The organism is Bradyrhizobium tropiciagri (assembly GCF_001189845.1).
Classification (GTDB): Bacteria; Pseudomonadota; Alphaproteobacteria; order Rhizobiales; family Xanthobacteraceae; genus Bradyrhizobium; species Bradyrhizobium tropiciagri.
Window position 1 is genome coordinate 53,862 of sequence record NZ_LFLZ01000036.1, and the last position, 17,743, is coordinate 71,604.

A 17,743-nucleotide genomic window follows, 5' to 3' on the forward strand; every position below is an offset into this window, starting at 1 on the left:
CCGGGGCATGCCCGGGCGCTAAAAGGTGAGGGGGCCGAAGCCCCCTCGCAGATGGTTAGCGCCAGTGGCCGCCGTGATGCCCGCCGCCATGATGACCGCCACCATGGTGTCCGCCGTGATGGCGATGCCCGTGATGATGATGGCGCGGATAGAAGTGCGGACGATGATGCCATCCGTGATGACGCGGTCCGTAGCCGTAGCCGGGTTGCCAATAGCAGCGGCCCCAGCGATCGCAGACCTGGCGCACCTTGTCGACATTGGACGTTTCGCCTGCGATGTGGCTGGCCTGCGGAAGCCCGTTCGGCAGCGCCGACGCCGCACCGGACATCAACGCTGCGCTTCCGAGCGCGGCCAATCCAATAACGGCAAGCTTGATATTCATCGAAATCTCCTTGGTTGAAGCCTGAAAACGTTCATGCGGCCGCCTGGTTGCTGCGACAAAAAAGACAGGCACGTGCACTTGGTTCTGGCGCCGCCGGTTCAACGCAGGAAATGCGGGAGTTGTGAGGTCGCCCGATGTGCGGGCGACAATTGGCCGCGCGACACAATGGCGAGGCGCAAGCAAGGGGCTAGAGCGTAGTGACGTTCGGACCCAGTCGCATCGCTTTCCAGCGAAGGCGCTCTACTGCGTGGTCAGCGGATGTTCGGCGGCCTTGCTGAAGAAGGCCGCTTCCTCGGCGGTGGCTTCGAGGAGCTGCTGGTCCTGGTCGTAGACGTCGTTGCGGAACTGGATCATCCGGTCCTTCGTCATCCACGCCGTGAGGTAGATCCAGGCCACCGGCACCTTCTTCAGCATGCGGATGTCCTGACGCTGTCCGGTGGCGATCGCGGCGTCGACGGCGGCGCGGGTCCACTGCGGCTGGTCTTTCAGCAGCCATGCCGCGAGATCGCGGACATTGTCGACGCGCGAGCAGCCATGCGAATCGAAGCGATAGTCGTCGCTGAACAGGCTGCGCTGATTGGTGTCGTGCATGTAGACCGAATAGGAGTTCGGCATGTCGATCTTGACGGCGCCGAGCGCATTCCATGCCCCGCTCTGCTGCCGCACCGTGACGTTCGGCGCGTGATCGGCGGACCAGTCGACCGAACGCGGATCGATCGGGTTGTCGTGGGCGTCGAGCACGTCCATGTGCATGCGCGACAGATAGGTCGGGTCCTTGCGCATATGCGCCGCGATCTCCGTCTTCGTGATCGATGACGGGACTGTCCAGGTCGGGTTCAGAATGACGTCGGTGATCTCGGATGTCAGCGTCGGCGAGGGCTTCTCGGTCTTGCCGACGATCACGCGGTAGCGCCGCACGACCTTGTCGTCCTCGACGGCCTCGGCGAAGGTGGCGGGAATGTTGACGACCACGTAGCGCTGCCCGAACTGGAAATCCATCTGGTCAAGCCGCTCCAGCGAGGCCTCGAGTTGCTTGATCCGCTTCTGTACCGGGACGTTGAGCGCAGCCAGCGTCCGCGGCGTCACCGTGCCGGTTGCCGCGAGCCCATGGCGTGTCTGGAAGTGCTTCACCGCCTCGGCAACGACTTCATCATAGGCGCCGGTGGTCTTGTCGGCGGCAAGGTCGCCGGTGATGATCAGGCGCTTGCGCAGCAGATCGTCACTGGCGCCCTGGACGCCCAAGGCAAATTTCGCGTCCACGGCGATCGTGGGCCAACCGCCGCGGGCGGCGAGATCGGAATAGCTCTTCACCACGTCGCGAATGCGCTGGGCGCTGCCCTGGTCGTAGGTCGGCTCGTGCGACAATGCGAGCGCGGCAGCCGACCGCGTCTCCGCGACCGAGGCCGACGCTGCCGGCTTCGTCTGGCTGGGCTGGGTGGCCGCCGGTGCCGCAGCCGGCACGGCATGATGGGGCGGGACCGCCGCAGCCGGGCCGGGCGCGTCGGCGGTTTGGGCGAATGCCGGCTGGGCCGCGAGCATGGTGGCCACGACGACGAGTGTCACTTTCTGCATATCGCGTTTCTCCGGACTGCGCCGCTTGCGCGAAAATCGGAAGGCACGCCCCCGGCCGCACGAATCGAGGGGGGCGGCGCGCTTATTCGGAGGTGATGATCTATCCCGAGACCGTTGCGTCTTGATTAAGCTTTGGTTTGCGGCCGGTGCATTGCCGCAACCTTCTTGCCGCGGCGGGGCTGGAGGCGCCCATCAAGGGCGGAGATCGTTCGCTCGTCCCGGACCGTGCAGAGACGCCGGGCGTAAGGATCGCGTGGCGCCGAACGGACAAAGAAAAAGCGCTGCCATCGCGGATGGCAGCGCTTGGGTATCTCCGGTTCGATATCTCCGGTCCGATATCTTCCTGGCCCCAGCTGGCGCGCGCTGGTCCCGATGACCGCCCGCCGGCCAATCCGCTCGCCCTGGTCGATCGCGTTCGCGGCGTCGCGACCGTACCTGTGCGACCGCTCAGTCTTCGTTGGCGGCGATCGATTCCATCAGCGACACCAGCTGGCGCTGCACGGTCTGATCCTTGATCTTGCTGTAGGCGCGGAGCAACCGGAGGCTGAACGCGCTGTCGAGGAACAGCAGGCTCTCGACTTCGCGGGCCTTGTTGTCGCCGTCGTAGAAGAAGGTGACCGGCACATCCAGCGCGCTCGCGATCTGCTGAAGGCGCGCGGCGCCGACGCGGTTCACACCCTTCTCGTACTTCTGAACCTGCTGGAAGCTGACGCCCAGCTTGTCGCCGAGCTCGGCCTGCGAGATCTTCTGCTCGACACGGCGCAGGCGAATCCGCTTGCCCAACTCAATGTCCGGCTTGCCGGCACTGCGCTGCTTCATCTTCTTTGCTGCTGATCTGTTCATTCTGGTGACCCGTCCTTCAAATCGAGAATCCCTGGCCCGGTCGGGTCAGGGACACGTTCATGATGTACCGCGTTAAGCTCGAGTGGATCGTCAGTTCGTCTGAACTACGAAGTCCAAGAAGATCGCGGGATGGTATCCAAACGCATTTGCGCGTTGGAAGCACCCAAGTACCGACTCGGTCGACTACCTGAAGTCGACCGCGCCAAGGTGTCTACCGACACCCCGCCCTCTACATTTGGCAAAATATTGACCAAACCACAACTAGCGCGAGTTTGATCGACACAGATTTTGCGCGCATGCTTACTGGGCGGCATTGCACTGCGCCCGTAGTTCTACGGGCAGCCAATATTGTACGAGCGTCCTAGTATGGATGCAACCCCAGCTAGTGCATCCTGAGGTCGCGGTGACGGTCTGCGGTTGCTTGACTGAATCGCCGCCAATGCGAAAAGTTTGACGTAAGTCCAAGTCAGGCTTTCGGAATGTTGCTGGACAATTGCCCAAAAGTTCTGAATCATCTGGAAAAATTGTGCGCCTACGAAACGCCGGCGAACTCTGGCAGGAGAGGCCAAATGAAGCGGAAGAGGGGAACACCTCGACTCTACCTCGCGGCTTCGGGAGTGGAAGGTATGCCGGTCGCAAATACGGAAGAACGGTTGCTGGCGCTGCTGGCAACCCTTGAAGAATGTCAGGCATTTCTGACTGACCGGGCGAACACGGAGACGGCGCGGCTGCTGTCCCTTGCGATCCTCGAGCTTCGGATGGAGCTCCACAAGGTGACGGAATCCGAGTTGAAAGCGCTGTGCGACATGATCGCGTCGGACGAGCCGGTGCAGGAACCGGCGACCAGGCAGTTGCCGCCGTATCTGCGGCTGATCAAGTAAGCCCGCGCCCCGCGCCATGCGCGGGACGCTTTTGGCCCTGTGTCGGTGGTTCAGCCCGCGGTGACGTCAACCGCATCAGTGCCTTCGAGCACGCGGCGCGCCTTGTCCCGATCCAGGTCACCTTCCCAGGCCGCGACCACGACGGTGGCGACGCAGTTGCCGATCAGGTTGCCGACCGCGCGCGCCATGCCGATGAACCAGTCGACCGAGAGCACCAGCACGAGGCCGATCGCCGGAATGCTCGGCACGGCATTGAGCGTCGCCGCCAGGATGACGATCGCGGAACCCGGCACGCCATGCGCGCCCTTCGAGGTGATCAGCGACACGCCGAGCACGAGCAGCAGATCGCCGAACGACAGCGGCGTGTTGGTGGCCTGCGCGATGAAGACGACCGCCAGCGTCAAATAGATCGAGAACGCATCGAGGTTGAACGAATAGCCGGTCGGAATCACGAGGCCGACCACCGAGTCCTTGACGCCGAAACGCTCCAGCTTGCGCATCACCTGCGGCAGCACCGCGTCTGACGATGCGGTCGCGACCACGATCATCAATTCCTCGCGCAGGTAGCCGAGGAATTTGAGGATGTTGATGCCGGCGAGCGCCATCACACCGCCAAGCACGCCGAGCACGAAGACGGCGACCGAGACGTAGAACAGCGCCACCAGCGACAGCAGCTGCTTCAGCGAGCCGACGCCGTATTTGCCGACCGTGTAGGCGACGGCGCCGAGCACGCCGATCGGGGCGAAGCGCACGATCAGGCCCATGGCGCGGAACAGCACGGTGGAGACCGCGTCGATGAACGAGGAGATCCGCTCGCCCTTCTCGCCGCCGACCAGCGCCAGGCTGACGCCGAAGATGATGGCGAAGAACAGCACCTGCAACACGTCGTTGCGCGACAGCGCGTCGAACGAGGTGGTGGGGATGATGTTGAGCAGGAAGCTGCCGATGCCTTCGCCCTTCAGCTTCTGCGCATTGCTGGCATAGTTGCCGAGCGCCTTGGCATCGAGCGTCGAGGTATCGATGTTCATGCCGTGACCGGGCCCGAACAGATAGGCCAGGATCAAGCCGACCACGAGCGCCACCGTCGTCATCGCCTCGAAATACACCAGCGCCTTGACGCCGACGCGCCCGACCTTCTTGAGGTCGCCGGCGCCCGCGATGCCGTGCACCACCACGCAGAACACGATCGGCGCCACGATCATCGAGATCAGCTTCAGGAAGGCATCGCTGAAGATCTTCAGCCCGATCGCAAAATCGGGAGCGGCCACGCCGATGACGATGCCGAGCAGCAGCGCGACAAGCACCTGCACGAACAGTGATGTGTAGAGCGGCTTGCGTGCCGTGCTGGCTTCCGCTGCGATGGTCGACATGAATTCCCCCTGTTTCCGAGCGTCCGAACCCGCCCCATCTTAGCAACTTGCGTGCCAAGATGTCGCAGGATTGGGCGCCGTTGGCCCGGTCAATCGCCGATTTCGAGGGTGCTGGTCACCGTGTAGACGACGCCGTGGGGCAGGAAATCGACCGTGGCCTCGCCGCCGAGCTGGTCGCGGGCGCTGCGCTCGATCAGCCGGGAGCCGAAGCCGCGCTGCACCGGCGCGGTGACCGGTGGGCCGCCGGCCTCCGTCCAGATCATCCGGAGCTTCGGTGCTGGGTCTTCCTCAAGGATTTCCCAATCCAGCATCACCGTGCCGGTGTCGTTGGACAGTGCGCCATATTTGGCGGCGTTGGTCGCCATCTCGTGCAGCAGCATCGACAGCACCAGGGCAAGCCGGGGCGACAGCGGCACCCGCGGACCGAACATCCTGACCCGCTCGGAGGTGCTGTTCAGCAGATACGGCCGCAGCACGCGGCTGATCACGTCCTGCAGGTCGGAGCCCTGCCATTTGTCGGTCGAGAGCAAATTGTGCGCCTCGGCCAGCGCGCCGAGCCGTCCCTCGAATTTCTCGCGTTCGGCGCGGCTTGCGCTGCGGAAGGTCTGCGTGGCGATCGATTGCAGGATCGCCAGCGTGTTCTTGACGCGGTGATTGAGCTCCTCGATCAGGAGGTCGTGCAGCTTCTCGCCGCGCGCGATCGTGGTCGCCATCCGCACCGCAAAGGCGAGGCCGACCATGAGCAGGACGCTGCCGATCACGGCGGTGATCGCAAGCGAGCGCCACAGCGGCGCCACCAGCGAGTTCTCGGCGATTCCGGCAGCGACGGTCCAGCCGGTGAGGCGAGATCGGGTGAAGCCCGTGATCAGCGCCACGCCCTCGAGCGAGACGGTCGGCAGGGTCGCCTCGCTGCGGCGGAACATCTCGGCAAACAACGTTGGCGAGGCGCGCTGTCCGATGGTCGCCTGCGGATTTGGTACCCGCGCGAGGTTGACGCCGTCGCCATCGAAGATCGAGATGGTCCAGTCCTGGTTCAGGCGCTGCTTCTCGATCATCGCCTGGAAGACCTCGATCGGCGGGCTGAAGGAGATGTCGTAGAGCACCTCGTCGTCGCGGATCACCGGCACCTCGACGGTGATGATCAGTTGCTGCTTCACCTCACCGAAGAACAGGTTGGAATATTGCGGCTGCCGCGTCGCAAACACCTTCTCGACGATCCCGAGATTGTTGCGCGGCGGCAGGCTTGCGGTGTCCGGCGTCAGCGAGGAGAATGCCTGGCGTCCCGCACGGTCCGCTACCAGCACCACGCCATCCTTGCCGTACTGGTCGAGGAAGCCGGCCGCGACACGGCGGAAGCTGCCGAACTCGCTGTTGCGCAGCGAGTTGGTCAGCGCCAGCACCTGCAGCCCGCCGGTCATGCGCTGCATTTCCGCATCGAGCAGCAGGCGGATGCTGCGCGCCGTTTCCAGCACGCGCTGCGTGGCGGCCTGACGATCGCGCTGGTAATTGTGGAACACGATCCCGACCGCGAAAACGATCAGCGGCAACATCGTCCCCGTGACCAGAAGCGCGAGACGCACTGGCAATGTCAGTTTCGGCACGATGTCCCCGGGTCGGTGCCCGTCTGCGGTGAGCTTAGGGGAAGCGGGAAAAGTCCGCCAAAGGAAATGATTGGTGGTCGGAAAAATTCCGCGGCGCACACCCTGTGCCGCGGAAGAGGCATCGGTCAGAGATTGCTCTCGGTGATCGCGGCGTAGACCATGGTGCGCAGCTCGCGCCGCAGCGGATAGGCGCTCGACGGAAGCACCTGGGTCATGAAGATGGTGATCAGCTCCTCGGCCGGATCGATGAAGAACGACGTTGTCGCGGCGCCGCCCCAGTTGAATTCGCCCGGGCTGCCGGCGATCAGCGTCTGCGCTGGGTGCATGGTGACGGCGAAGCGAGGCCGAAGCCGATGCCGTTATAGGCGGCCTCGGCGAACATCGAGCGCGACATTGCCGGCAGGTCGACGCCGCCGGGCAGGTGGTTGGAGGCCATCAGCTTCAGCGTCTTCGGGCCGAGCAGCCGGACGCCGCCAAGCTCGCCGCCGTTGAGCAGCGCACGGCAGAAGGTCAGGTAGTCGGCCGCGGTCGAGCACAGCCCGCCACCGCCCGAGACCAGCGAGGGCGGCGACAGGAACGAGCTGGTGGTCGGATCGTCCTGCAGGGTCAGCGTGCCCTTGCGCTCGGCGGCGAGCGGGTTGAAGCCGCCCTGCGGGTCGGCGGAATAGCAGGCGGCGAAGCGATGCGCCTTGTCGGCGGGCACGAAGAAATCCGTGTCGTTCATGCCGAGCGGCTTGAAGATCCGCTCCTTCAGGAACTGCTCGAACGGCACGCCTGAGATCTTGCCGACGAGATAGCCGAGCACGTCGGTCGAGACCGAGTAATTCCAGGCTTCGCCCGGCGAGAACTCCAGCGGGATCTTCGCGAGGTCCTCGATCATGCTGTCGAGCGTGCCGGCCTTGACGACCTCGCCGATCTTCTTCTCGCGATAGGCGGCGTCGACATTGGAGCGCTGCTGGAAGCCGTAAGTGAGGCCCGAGGTGTGGCGCAAGAGGTCGACGATCTGCATCGGCCGCGTTGGCGGGCGGGTCAGGAAGGCGGGCGCGGTGCCGGCGACGAACACGCCGAGGTTCTTCCATTCCGGAATGTACTTTGCGACCGGCTCGTCGAGCGCGACCTTGCCTTCCTCGACCAGCATCATGAAGGCGACCGAGGTGATCGGCTTGGTCATCGAATAGATGCGGAAAATCGTGTCGTCCTTCATCGGCGCCTTGCGCTCGAGGTCGGCAAAGCCCTGGACGGTGGAATGCACGAACTTGCCGCGGCGGTAGATCAGGACCTGAGTGCCGGGAAAACGGCCGGAATCGAGGTAGCGGCTCTTCAGATGAGCTTCGAGGCGGTTGAGCGCTGTGGTCGACATTCCCGCGGATTCGGGCGAGGCAGGCGTGGGAGCTAACATCGGGCAATTTCTCCGGCTGGCGAGGCAGCCTTGATAGCCGAAAAGTGTCCGCTGCACCAATCGGCCGCTGCTTACCGGCCCCGGGCCGGTGGTGTACGCTCGCCCCTGCAATCACGCCCCAAAGGGCCCTCAAGGGAAACGCCGAGATGACCCAGTTCAACGAAACCGAGCTCACCGCCGCCGTCATCCGCAGCTTCGACCAGACGCCCGATCCAAGGGTCAAGTTCCTGCTACAGGAACTGGTGAAGTCGCTGCACGATTATGTGCGCAAGACCGGTCTCACCTTCGAGGAGTGGGACCACGCGATCGGCTTCCTGACCCGCACCGGGCAGAAGTGCACCGACATCCGCCAGGAATTCATCCTGCTGTCCGACGTGCTCGGCGTGTCGATGCTGGTCGATGCGGTCAACCACAGGGATCGCGACGGCGCGACCGAAACCACCGTGCTCGGCCCGTTCTATGTCGGCGAGCACAAGGTGACGCCGCACGGCACCGACATCTCGGCAAGCCTGCCCGGCGAGCGCATGTTCGTGCAGAGCCGCGTCACCGACCTCAACGGCAAGCCGCTGGCCGATGTGCCGGTCGATGTCTGGCACGCCGATGACGACGGGTTCTATGACTCGCAGAAGCCGAGCTATGCCAGCGAAGGTCCGTCGTCGCGGGCGCGCTTCATCACCGATGCCGACGGCCGCTTCTTCTTCCGCACCATCGTGCCGTGCAGCTATCCGATCCCGACCGACGGTCCGGTCGGGCAGATGATCACGCAGACCAACCGGCACCCGATGCGGCCGGCGCATGTGCACTTCCTGGTCAACGCCAAGGGCCATGAGCCGCTGATCACGCATGTGTTCGTCGAAGGCGATGAGTACATCGACTCCGATGTGGTGTTCGGCGTGAAGGACGAGCTGATCGCCAAGGTCGAGAAGCGCACCGATCCTGTGATGCCCGACGGCCAGCGCTCGGATGGGCCGTGGAGCCTGATGACCTACGAATTCCACGTGAAGCCCGGTGGCGGAATGGCGCCCGCACCGCTCGGCACCAAGGTCACCGAAGACGCGTGATCGCCGTCGTCCAAGCCTGCTGCTCATTTCATGTGCGACGCACAAAAATTGAGCGAATCGCATTCTTTGGCAGCGCGCAGAGACCCCTGCGCGTTGCGACAAGTTGCGCAAAACATTGCGATAAAATCGATTTTTGCACTGCGGTAGCTTGGCACAAGGCTTGAATAGTCTGACGCCGACGCCATTGAAGCCGTCCCTCGAGGCCACCCCATCGGATTTCTGACGCCGCCAAACCGGGGCTCCCCGGTGCACGCCCTTTTGCGCCCTGTGCGCGTCGCCACCCGACGGACGGTGCTCGACGCACAGACGCAACACGCAACGCAACGACGCAAGGACGACCGATGACCAAGCCCAGCAACACGCCCCCGAGCCGTGCGATCAGCCGTCGCCGGCTCCTGAAGGCAACCAGTGGCGCCGCCGCGCTGCTCGCCGCAGCTAGGTTCAACTTTCCCGCTGGTGCATTCGCGCAGGGCACAGGTCCGGAAGTGAAGGGCGCCAAGCTCGGCTTCATCGCGCTCACCGATGCCTCGCCGCTGTTCGTCGCCAAGGAGAAGGGCATCTTCGCCAAATACGGCATGCCCGACGTCGAGGTGCAGAAGCAGGCCTCGTGGGGCACCACGCGCGACAATCTCGTGCTCGGCTCCGAGGGCAACGGCATCGACGGTGCGCATATCCTGACCCCGATGCCGTATCTGATCTCGGCCGGCAAGGTGACGCAGAACAATCAGCCGACGCCGATGTACGTCATGGCGCGGCTCAATCTGAACGGCCAGTGCATCTCGGTCGCCAAGGAATATGCCGATCTCAAGGTCGGCATCGACACCGCGCCGTTCAAGGCGGCGCTGGAGAAGAAGAAGGCCTCCGGCAAGGCGGTGAAGGCCGCGATGACCTTCCCGGGCGGTACGCATGATCTGTGGATTCGCTACTGGCTCGCCGCCGGCGGCATCGATCCCGACAAGGACATCGAGACCATCGTGGTGCCGCCGCCGCAGATGGTGGCGAACATGAAGGTCGGCACGATGGATTGCTTCTGTGTCTGCGAGCCGTGGAATCTGCAGCTGATCCATCAGGAGATCGGCTACACCGCGATCACGACGGGCGAGCTCTGGGACAAGCATCCGGAGAAATCGTTCGGCCTGCGCGCCGCCTGGGTCGACAAGAACCCGAAGGCCGCGAAGGCGCTGCTGATGGCGGTGATGGAAGCCCAGCAGTGGTGCGAGAAGATGGAGAACCGCGAGGAGACCGCGGCGATCTGCGCCAAGCGGCAGTGGATCAACTGTCCGGTCGAGGACATCACCGACCGCATGAAAGGCAAGTTCGACTACGGCACCGGCCGCGTGGTCGAGAACTCGCCGCAGCAGATGCGGTTCTGGAAGGACAACGCGTCCTATCCCTACCAGAGCCACGACCTCTGGTTCCTCACCGAGGATATAAGGTGGGGCAAGTACGAGGCGGGCTTCGACACCAAGGCGCTGATCGCCAAGGTCAACCGTGAGGATCTCTGGAAGGAGGCCGCCAAGGAGCTTGGCGTGCCGGCGTCGGAGATCCCGACCTCGACCTCGCGCGGCAAGGAGACCTTCTTCGACGGCAAGGTGTTCGATCCTGCCGATCCCGCCGCCTATCTGAAGTCGCTGTCCATCAAGCGTGTCGATGTCTGAGCCCGACCGGGCTGCGCTCTCTTGCGCGGCCCGTCGCCTGACCCCGGAGATTGTCTGTCAATGTCGATGCCTGCCATGAAGACCGAAGTGTCAGCGGTGGCGATTCCGCCGGCCGCCGCTGCGGCGCCGGTCGTGACCATGACGCCGAAGCGCGCGCCGCGCGCCGAGACCTACGCAAGGATGGCGAAGGAGACCGCGGCGCGCGTGGTGCCGCCGCTGATCGTGGTCGGGCTGCTGCTGGTGGTGTGGGAGCTGATCTGCCGGCGCGCCGGCTCCAGCCTGCCGCCGCCGTCAAAGGTGTTCAAGGACACCAGGGAGTTGATCCTCGATCCGTTCTTCGACAATGGCGGCATCGACAAGGGCCTGTTCTGGCATCTCTCCGCCAGCCTGCAGCGCGTCGCTTACGGCTACTCGCTCGCGGCGATCGCGGGCATCGCGCTCGGGACGCTGGTCGGGCAATCGGTCTGGGCGATGCGCGGGCTCGATCCGCTGTTCCAGGTGCTGCGTACGATTCCGCCGCTCGCCTGGCTGCCGCTGTCGCTCGCCGCATTCCGCGATGGCCAGCCGTCTGCGATCTTCGTCATCTTCATCACCTCGGTGTGGCCGATCATCATCAACACCGCGGTCGGCATCCGCAACATCCCGCAGGATTACCGCAACGTCGCTGCCGTCGTGCAGCTCAATCCGCTGGAGTTCTTCACCAAGATCATGATCCCGGCGGCCGCGCCCTACATGTTCACCGGCCTGCGCATCGGCATCGGCCTGTCCTGGCTCGCGATCGTCGCCGCCGAGATGCTGATCGGCGGCGTCGGCATCGGCTTCTTCATCTGGGATGCGTGGAATTCCTCGCATATCAGCGAAATCATCCTGGCGCTGTTCTATGTCGGCATCATCGGCTTCGTGCTCGACCGCCTCATCGCGGGCCTCGGCAAGGTCGTGACCCGTGGCACCGCTGCGAACTGAGGGACAAGTCATGCAGGCCTATTTGAAGCTCGATCATATCGACAAGACCTTCACCCGCGGCAACGCCACCACGGAGGTGCTGAAGGACATCAACCTGACGATCGAGAAGGGCGAATACGTCTCGATCATCGGCCATTCCGGTTGCGGCAAGTCGACCTTGCTCAACATCGTCGCCGGCCTCACCGGCGCCACCAATGGCGGCGTGCTGCTGGAAAACCGCGAGGTCAACGCGCCGGGACCGGATCGCGCCGTCGTGTTCCAGAACCACAGCCTGCTGCCGTGGCTCACCGTCTACGAGAACGTCAAACTCGGCGTCGACAAGGTGTTCGCCAAAACCAAGAGCCGGGCCGAGCGCGACGCTGGGTGATGCACAATCTTAGCCTGGTGCAGATGGCGCACGCCAGGGACAAGCGGCCGAGCGAGATCTCCGGCGGCATGAAGCAGCGCGTCGGCATTGCGCGGGCGCTCGCGATGGAGCCGAAAGTGCTGCTGCTCGACGAGCCGTTCGGCGCGCTCGACGCGCTGACCCGGGCGCATTTGCAGGATTCGGTGATGGCACTGCACCAGAAGCTCGGCAACACCATCCTGATGATCACGCATGACGTCGACGAGGCCGTGCTGCTGTCGGACCGCATCGTGATGATGACCAACGGCCCGAGCGCGCGGATTGGCGAGGTGCTCGAGGTGCCGCTGGCGCGCCCGCGCAAGCGGCTCGAGCTCGCGACCAATACTGGCTACCTGAAGTGCCGGCAGCGCGTGCTCGAATTCCTCTATGAGCGCCACAGCTTCGTCGAGGCGGCGTGAGGGTGACGTCGGTATCAGGCGTGCTTGCTTTGAACCGAAACGCCGGATGCGGCTACCAATGCTCGCATTTCGAAAAATCATTTCAGAACTCATTTCAGAACCAAGGAGCATTGAGATGAATCCGGCCCAAATCAAGCTGGTTCAGGATAGCTTTGGCAAGGTTGCGCCGATCTCGGAGCAGGCTGCCGTCATTTTCTACGATCGATTGTTCGAAGTCGCGCCCGCCGTGAAGGCGATGTTTCCGGCCGACATGAAGGAGCAGCGCAAGAAGTTGATGACGACGCTCGCCGTCGTCGTCAACGGGCTCGGCAATCTCGACACGATCCTGCCCGCCGCGAGCGCACTCGCCAAACGTCACGTCAGCTATGGCGCCAAGCCCGAGCATTATCCGGTGGTCGGCGGCGCGTTGCTGTGGACGCTGGAGAAGGGCCTCGGTGAGGCCTGGACGCCTGATGTTGCAGCCGCATGGACCGCGGCCTACGGCACGCTGTCCGGCTACATGATTTCGGAAGCCTACGGTGCCGCGTAAGCGGCGTTGCAGGGCGGTCGTCGTCGGGGCTGCATCCGAGATGTCGGTTCCTCTGCGAACTGAACGTCCATCCGCGTCATTGCGAGCGAAGCGAAGCAATCCATACCTCCGCTTGCCGAGGGATGGATTGCTTCGTCGCTATCGCTCCTCGCAATGACGAAGGGATAGATCTATGGTCCATCCGTTCCGCCAACGGATGAACCAAGAAAATGATGTTCCTGGAAACGCCACCGAAGCTGATCCCGACCGAAATCTTCTCCGCCGTGCCCGCCGAATTCCGCCGCAAGGTGGCGAGCGAATGGGCCGACGCCAACCGGCCCGGCGCGGTGACCGACTGCTTCATCGAGGGGCCGTCGTTCGATGCCGATGGCAATCTCTACATCGTCGACATTCCGTTCGGCCGCATCTTCAGGATCGCGCCGGACAAGACGTGGTCGCAGGTCGCCGAGTATGACGGTTGGCCCAACGGGCTGAAGATCGATCCGATGGGCCGCATCCTGATCGCCGACTACCGGCACGGGCTGATGGAGCTCGACCCCAGGTCCGGCGAGGTCACGCCGCTGCTGCGCACGCGCAATTCGGAATCGTTCCGCGGCTGCAACGATCTGCACATTGCCTCGAACGGCGACATCTATTTCACCGATCAGGGCCAGACCGGGCTGCACGATCCGACCGGCCGGGTCTATCGGCTGCGGGTGAATGGCGCACTCGACTGCCTGATCGACACCGGCATCAGCCCGAACGGCCTTGTGCTCGATCCGCATGAGGCGGTGCTGTTCGTCGCCATGACCCGCGACAATGCGGTGTGGCGCGCGCCGTTCATGAAGGACGGCAGCGTGTCGAAGGTCGGGCGCTTCTGCGCGCTGTTCGGCCCGAGCGGACCCGACGGCATGACGATGGACAGCGCCGGGCGGCTGTTTGTCGCGCATGCTTCGCTCGGCCACGTCTTCGTGTTCGCGCCGAACGGCGAGTGCATCGCGCGGATCAAGTCCTGCGCGGGGCAGAGCTGCACCAATGTCGCGATCGGCGGCGCCAAGCGCGACCGCCTCTACATCACGGAGTCGGTGACCGGCTCGGTGCTGGTCGCCGACATCAGCGGGCTGGATTGACCGCTACGCGCCGGCGCTGGAACGAAGCACGCTGTCGGAAGGCGCGATGGACAGCAGCCAGTCGCAGAACACCTGCTCCGCTTGCGCGGCGACCGGCCTCGCCAGCGCCCGCGTCGTTGCGCGCAGTTCTGATATCGAGACCTTCGCCGCCGACAGTTCGACAGCGTGGCCGACATACCATTCCTCGAGCTGCCGCGGATCGGCCTCGAGGTGGAATTGCAGCGCCAGCGCGTTGCGGCCCCAGGCGAAGGCCTGGTTCTCGTAATTGGCGTTCGAGGCCAGCCGCACCGCATCGCTCGGCAGGTCGAACGTATCGCCGTGCCAGTGCAGCACCTCGCTCTGCAGGTTGCGCAGGCAGGATGATTTGCCCTCAGGTGTCAGGTCGACCGGGCCCCAGCCGATTTCCTTCACCTTGCCCGGGAACACGCGGCCACCAAGCGCCTGCGCCATCAACTGCGCGCCGAGGCAGATGCCGAGTGTCGGCAGTCCGCGCCGCAGCCGCTGTTCCAGCAGCGCAATCTCGGTCGCAAGGAACGGATAGGTCTCGGTCTCATAGACCCCGATCGGCCCGCCCAGCACGATCAGGAGATCGGCATCGCGGATTGCGCGATCGCTGAGATCGTCGACCGGCGCATCGCAGAACGCCACGCTCCAGCCCGCGCGCTCCAAAATCGGAGCAAGCAGCCCGAGATCCTCGAACGCCACATGGCGGATGGCAATGGCGGAGCGGGTTGGTCGCATCGGGTACGTCCAGTCTTTTCGCTATATAATCACAAATATAGCGCGGCGGATCGGAACGAGTCCAGTCGTAAGGGATCGTAGAAGGGATCGTATCGGATCAGCGGTTCGAATGCATCTTCTCGAGAAAATCCTTCACGCCGCTGACGGCGCCGGTATTCGCGGCGACATAGCCGGGAAGGGCGCCCACCGCCTTGTGAAACTCGCTGCTCCTGATGATGTCAAGCACCCGTTGCATCGGCTCGGTCTCGAGAAACGCACGCTTGCAGACGAAGAAGTAATCCTCCGTCAGCAGGCGGATGAAATCGAGGCCGAACTGCCGTGCGGCGGCCTCGACGCCGAAACTCGCATCCGCCATGCCGCTTGCGACATAGGCGGCGACCGCGGCGTGGGTGAACTCCATGTGCTGGGCGCCGTTGATCCGGCTTGCCGGGATCTTGTGCAGTGCCAGCAACTGATCGAACAGCATGCGCGTGCCGGAATCATGGTCGCGGTTGACGAAGCGGGCCTTGCTTGCGACCAGGTCCTTCAGCGAAGTGATCTTCAGCGGGTTGCCGCGCTTGACCATCAGGCCCATTTCGCGCGTCACGAAGTTGATCACGCGGTCCTCGCGCGGATCCAGCCATTCGCGGCAGACCTTGATGCCCTGCGCTCGCAACTCACCGTGCGGCAGATGCACGCCGGAGAGATCGCAGGCGCCCTGCGCCAGCGAGACCAGCGAGTTCTGGTTGCTGACATAGCGGAGGTCGACGCCCACGCCGCCTGCGCGATCGAGGAACTCGCGCAGCTTGGACACCGCAAAGCCGTGACTGGCATGGACGCGGATCACCTGCGGCCGCTGCTCGAGGAACGGCTTGATCTCGGTGACCAGTTCCTGCGCGAGGTTCTCGAGTTGCAGCCCGAGGCGCGCCTGCATGCGCTCGCCGGCCCACACCAGCTGCTCGCCGAACGGAGTCAGCTTCGAGCCCTTGCCGCGCTGGGTCTCCACCAGCGGAACGCCAAAGAAGTCGGACCATTGCTCGATCAGGTTCCAGACGTGGCGATACGACAGCTGCGCATCATTGGCCGCGCTGGTGATCTTCCCGGTCTTCCTGATCTCGTTGAGGATGCCGAGCATCACGACCGCGGTCTGCGGTGAGTTCTCCTTGCGGAAGCGCCAGACGGTCTCGATCTCGATCTGCAGCATCATGCTCACCGATTATGAAGCTGACTTCATATCTTGGCATGCCAATAGGCACAAGATATCATATTTACTGCTGATCAAAGCCTCCTAGGCTGAGTGACAATTCCAGGAGGAAATATGATGTCAGTTGCATATGACTATGAACGTGGCGCCCAGGTCCCGACCATCAGGGATGAATTGCTGCTGATCGACGGCGCCCGCGTCCGCTCGCTGTCCGGAAAGACCTTCAAGTCACTCAACCCCGCCACCGAGCAGGTGATCGCGACCGTTGCCGAAGGCAACGAGGCGGATGTCGACCGTGCAGTAGCGGCTGCCCGCCGCGCCTTCGAGGGCCCCTGGCGCACCATGCGCGCCGCCGAGCGCGGCCACATCCTGCTGAAATGGGCCGAGCTGTTGAAGCAGCATGCCGACGAGATCGTCGCGCTCGAAAGCCTCGATGCCGGCAAGCCGATCGCAGGCGTGCTGCGCCAGGATTTTCCGGCCGCCATCGATACGCTGACCTATTACGCGGGCTGGGCCGACAAGATCAGCGGCGACGTGGTCTCGACGCGCGACGATGCGCTGACCTACACGGTGCGCGAGCCGGTCGGCGTGGTTGCCGCGATCGTGCCGTGGAATTTCCCGCTGATGATCGGGATGTGGAAGCTCGCGCCGGCGCTGGCCTGCGGCTGCACTGTCGTGATGAAGCCGGCCGAGTTGACGTCGCTGTCGGCGCTGCGGATCGGCGAACTCGCGCTCGAGGCCGGCCTGCCGAAGGGCGTGCTCAACATCGTGACCGGGCCCGGCCGCGTCGTCGGCGACGCGCTGGTCAATCATCCCGATGTCGACAAGGTGACGTTCACCGGTTCGCCCGGCGTCGGCCGCGGCATCATGAAGGGTGCCGCCGGCAACTTCAAACGGGTCTCGCTCGAGCTCGGCGGCAAGTCCGCTAATGTGATCTTCGACGACGCCAATCTCGAGGCCGCCGCCAAGGCCGCGGCCGCCGGTATCTTCTTCAATGCCGGGCAGGTCTGCTCGGCCGGCTCGCGCGTGCTGGTGCAGGAGAACGCCTATGACGAGGTGGTCGAGCGGCTGGTCGCTCGCGCCAAAAGCCTGCGCATCGGCGATCCCGCAGATCGCGCCACCGCGCTCGGGCCTGTGATCTCCGAAAAGCAGATGCGCTCGATCCTCGATTATGTCGAGATCGGCAAGAACGAGGGCGCGCAGCTTGCCACCGGCGGCGTGCGTGTCGGCGACCGCGGTTATTTCATCAGCCCCGCGGTGTTCGCCAATGTCGCGCACGAGATGCGCATCTCGCAGGAGGAGATCTTCGGTCCCGTCGTCAGCGTGATCAAGTTCAAGGATGAGGCCGATGCGCTGCGCATCGCCAACGGCACCGCCTACAGCCTCGCCGCCGGCGTCTGGAGCGCTGATATGGGCCGCGTGCAGCGCTTCGCCAAGAAGGCTCGCGCCGGCACGGTGTGGATCAACACCTATGGCTACACCGATGTGCGGTTGCCATGGGGCGGCGAACGCGACTCCGGCCTCGGCCGCGAGCACGGCACCGCCGCGCTCGACAATTTCACCGAGCCGAAGGCGGTGTGGATGAATCTCAACGTTTGATGGCACGTAATGCCAGTAAGAAGGCGCGGATCGGAGGATCCGCGCTGT

General features: G+C 64.1%; 14 protein-coding genes and 2 pseudogenes. 8 read left to right on the forward strand and 8 right to left on the reverse strand.

Annotation, left to right across the window (positions count from 1 at the left end; translation table 11 throughout):
* Positions 1 to 55: 55 nt before the first annotated feature.
* The 3 genes from AKN84_RS47460 to AKN84_RS25965 form a co-directional block, all read right to left on the reverse strand.
* The gene (locus AKN84_RS47460; RefSeq protein ID WP_050423418.1) at positions 56 to 382 is read right to left on the reverse strand and encodes a hypothetical protein; all 327 of its coding nucleotides are present in this window, start codon (positions 380 to 382) and stop codon (positions 56 to 58) included.
* Between the two features lie 240 nt (positions 383 to 622).
* A complete protein-coding gene (locus AKN84_RS25960; RefSeq protein WP_050423419.1) occupies positions 623 to 1,954 on the reverse strand; it encodes a L,D-transpeptidase family protein in 1,332 nt (443 codons plus the stop codon).
* Between the two features lie 447 nt (positions 1,955 to 2,401).
* Positions 2,402 to 2,797: a helix-turn-helix domain-containing protein gene (locus AKN84_RS25965; protein WP_094194089.1), complete on the reverse strand. Its 396-nt coding sequence runs from the start codon at positions 2,795 to 2,797 to the stop codon at positions 2,402 to 2,404.
* A gap of 569 nt (positions 2,798 to 3,366) precedes the next feature.
* Here AKN84_RS25965 and AKN84_RS25970 point away from each other — a divergent pair.
* On the forward strand, positions 3,367 to 3,678 hold the full coding sequence (locus AKN84_RS25970) for a hypothetical protein (RefSeq protein ID WP_244485490.1): 312 nt from the start codon (positions 3,367 to 3,369) through the stop codon (positions 3,676 to 3,678).
* 50 nt (positions 3,679 to 3,728) lie between these two features.
* On the opposite strand, the gene AKN84_RS25975 is transcribed toward AKN84_RS25970, so the two are convergent.
* The 3 genes and pseudogenes from AKN84_RS25975 to AKN84_RS25985 form a co-directional block, all read right to left on the reverse strand.
* A complete protein-coding gene (locus tag AKN84_RS25975; RefSeq protein WP_050423421.1) occupies positions 3,729 to 5,048 on the reverse strand; it encodes a dicarboxylate/amino acid:cation symporter in 1,320 nt (439 codons plus the stop codon).
* A gap of 89 nt (positions 5,049 to 5,137) precedes the next feature.
* Complete coding sequence (locus tag AKN84_RS25980; RefSeq protein ID WP_162240903.1) at positions 5,138 to 6,649, reverse strand: sensor histidine kinase; 1,512 nt, start codon at positions 6,647 to 6,649, stop codon at positions 5,138 to 5,140.
* A 125-nt stretch (positions 6,650 to 6,774) separates the two neighbouring features.
* A pseudogene (locus AKN84_RS25985) lies at positions 6,775 to 8,048 on the reverse strand (serine hydrolase domain-containing protein).
* A gap of 146 nt (positions 8,049 to 8,194) precedes the next feature.
* Between AKN84_RS25985 and AKN84_RS25990 the strand changes: the two are divergent.
* From AKN84_RS25990 to AKN84_RS26015, 6 genes and pseudogenes are all read left to right on the forward strand, one after another.
* Positions 8,195 to 9,109 carry an intradiol ring-cleavage dioxygenase gene (locus tag AKN84_RS25990; RefSeq protein ID WP_050423423.1) on the forward strand — a complete coding sequence of 305 codons (915 nt, stop codon included), beginning with the start codon at positions 8,195 to 8,197 and terminating at the stop codon, positions 9,107 to 9,109.
* 341 nt (positions 9,110 to 9,450) lie between these two features.
* Positions 9,451 to 10,767 carry a CmpA/NrtA family ABC transporter substrate-binding protein gene (locus AKN84_RS25995; protein WP_050423424.1) on the forward strand — a complete coding sequence of 439 codons (1,317 nt, stop codon included), beginning with the start codon at positions 9,451 to 9,453 and terminating at the stop codon, positions 10,765 to 10,767.
* A 60-nt stretch (positions 10,768 to 10,827) separates the two neighbouring features.
* Positions 10,828 to 11,730 carry a nitrate ABC transporter permease gene (gene ntrB, locus AKN84_RS26000; RefSeq protein ID WP_050423425.1) on the forward strand — a complete coding sequence of 301 codons (903 nt, stop codon included), beginning with the start codon at positions 10,828 to 10,830 and terminating at the stop codon, positions 11,728 to 11,730.
* A gap of 10 nt (positions 11,731 to 11,740) precedes the next feature.
* Positions 11,741 to 12,534, forward strand: a pseudogene (locus tag AKN84_RS26005) (ABC transporter ATP-binding protein).
* Positions 12,535 to 12,649: 115 nt separating this feature from the next.
* On the forward strand, positions 12,650 to 13,063 hold the full coding sequence (locus AKN84_RS26010; protein WP_050423426.1) for a globin family protein: 414 nt from the start codon (positions 12,650 to 12,652) through the stop codon (positions 13,061 to 13,063).
* Positions 13,064 to 13,272: 209 nt separating this feature from the next.
* Positions 13,273 to 14,172 (forward strand): SMP-30/gluconolactonase/LRE family protein, encoded by a 900-nt coding sequence (locus AKN84_RS26015; RefSeq protein ID WP_193399686.1) that lies wholly within the window; start codon positions 13,273 to 13,275, stop codon positions 14,170 to 14,172.
* A gap of 3 nt (positions 14,173 to 14,175) precedes the next feature.
* On the opposite strand, the gene AKN84_RS26020 is transcribed toward AKN84_RS26015, so the two are convergent.
* Entirely contained in the window at positions 14,176 to 14,913 is a 738-nt protein-coding gene (locus AKN84_RS26020; RefSeq protein ID WP_050423427.1) for a glutamine amidotransferase, read from the reverse strand.
* Between the two features lie 97 nt (positions 14,914 to 15,010).
* Positions 15,011 to 16,096 (reverse strand): substrate-binding domain-containing protein, encoded by a 1,086-nt coding sequence (locus AKN84_RS26025; RefSeq protein ID WP_050423443.1) that lies wholly within the window; start codon positions 16,094 to 16,096, stop codon positions 15,011 to 15,013.
* Positions 16,097 to 16,213: 117 nt separating this feature from the next.
* Between AKN84_RS26025 and AKN84_RS26030 the strand changes: the two genes are divergently transcribed.
* Positions 16,214 to 17,695, forward strand: coding sequence for an aldehyde dehydrogenase family protein (locus tag AKN84_RS26030; RefSeq protein ID WP_050423444.1), 1,482 nt, complete (start codon positions 16,214 to 16,216; stop codon positions 17,693 to 17,695).
* Positions 17,696 to 17,743 lie beyond the last annotated feature (48 nt).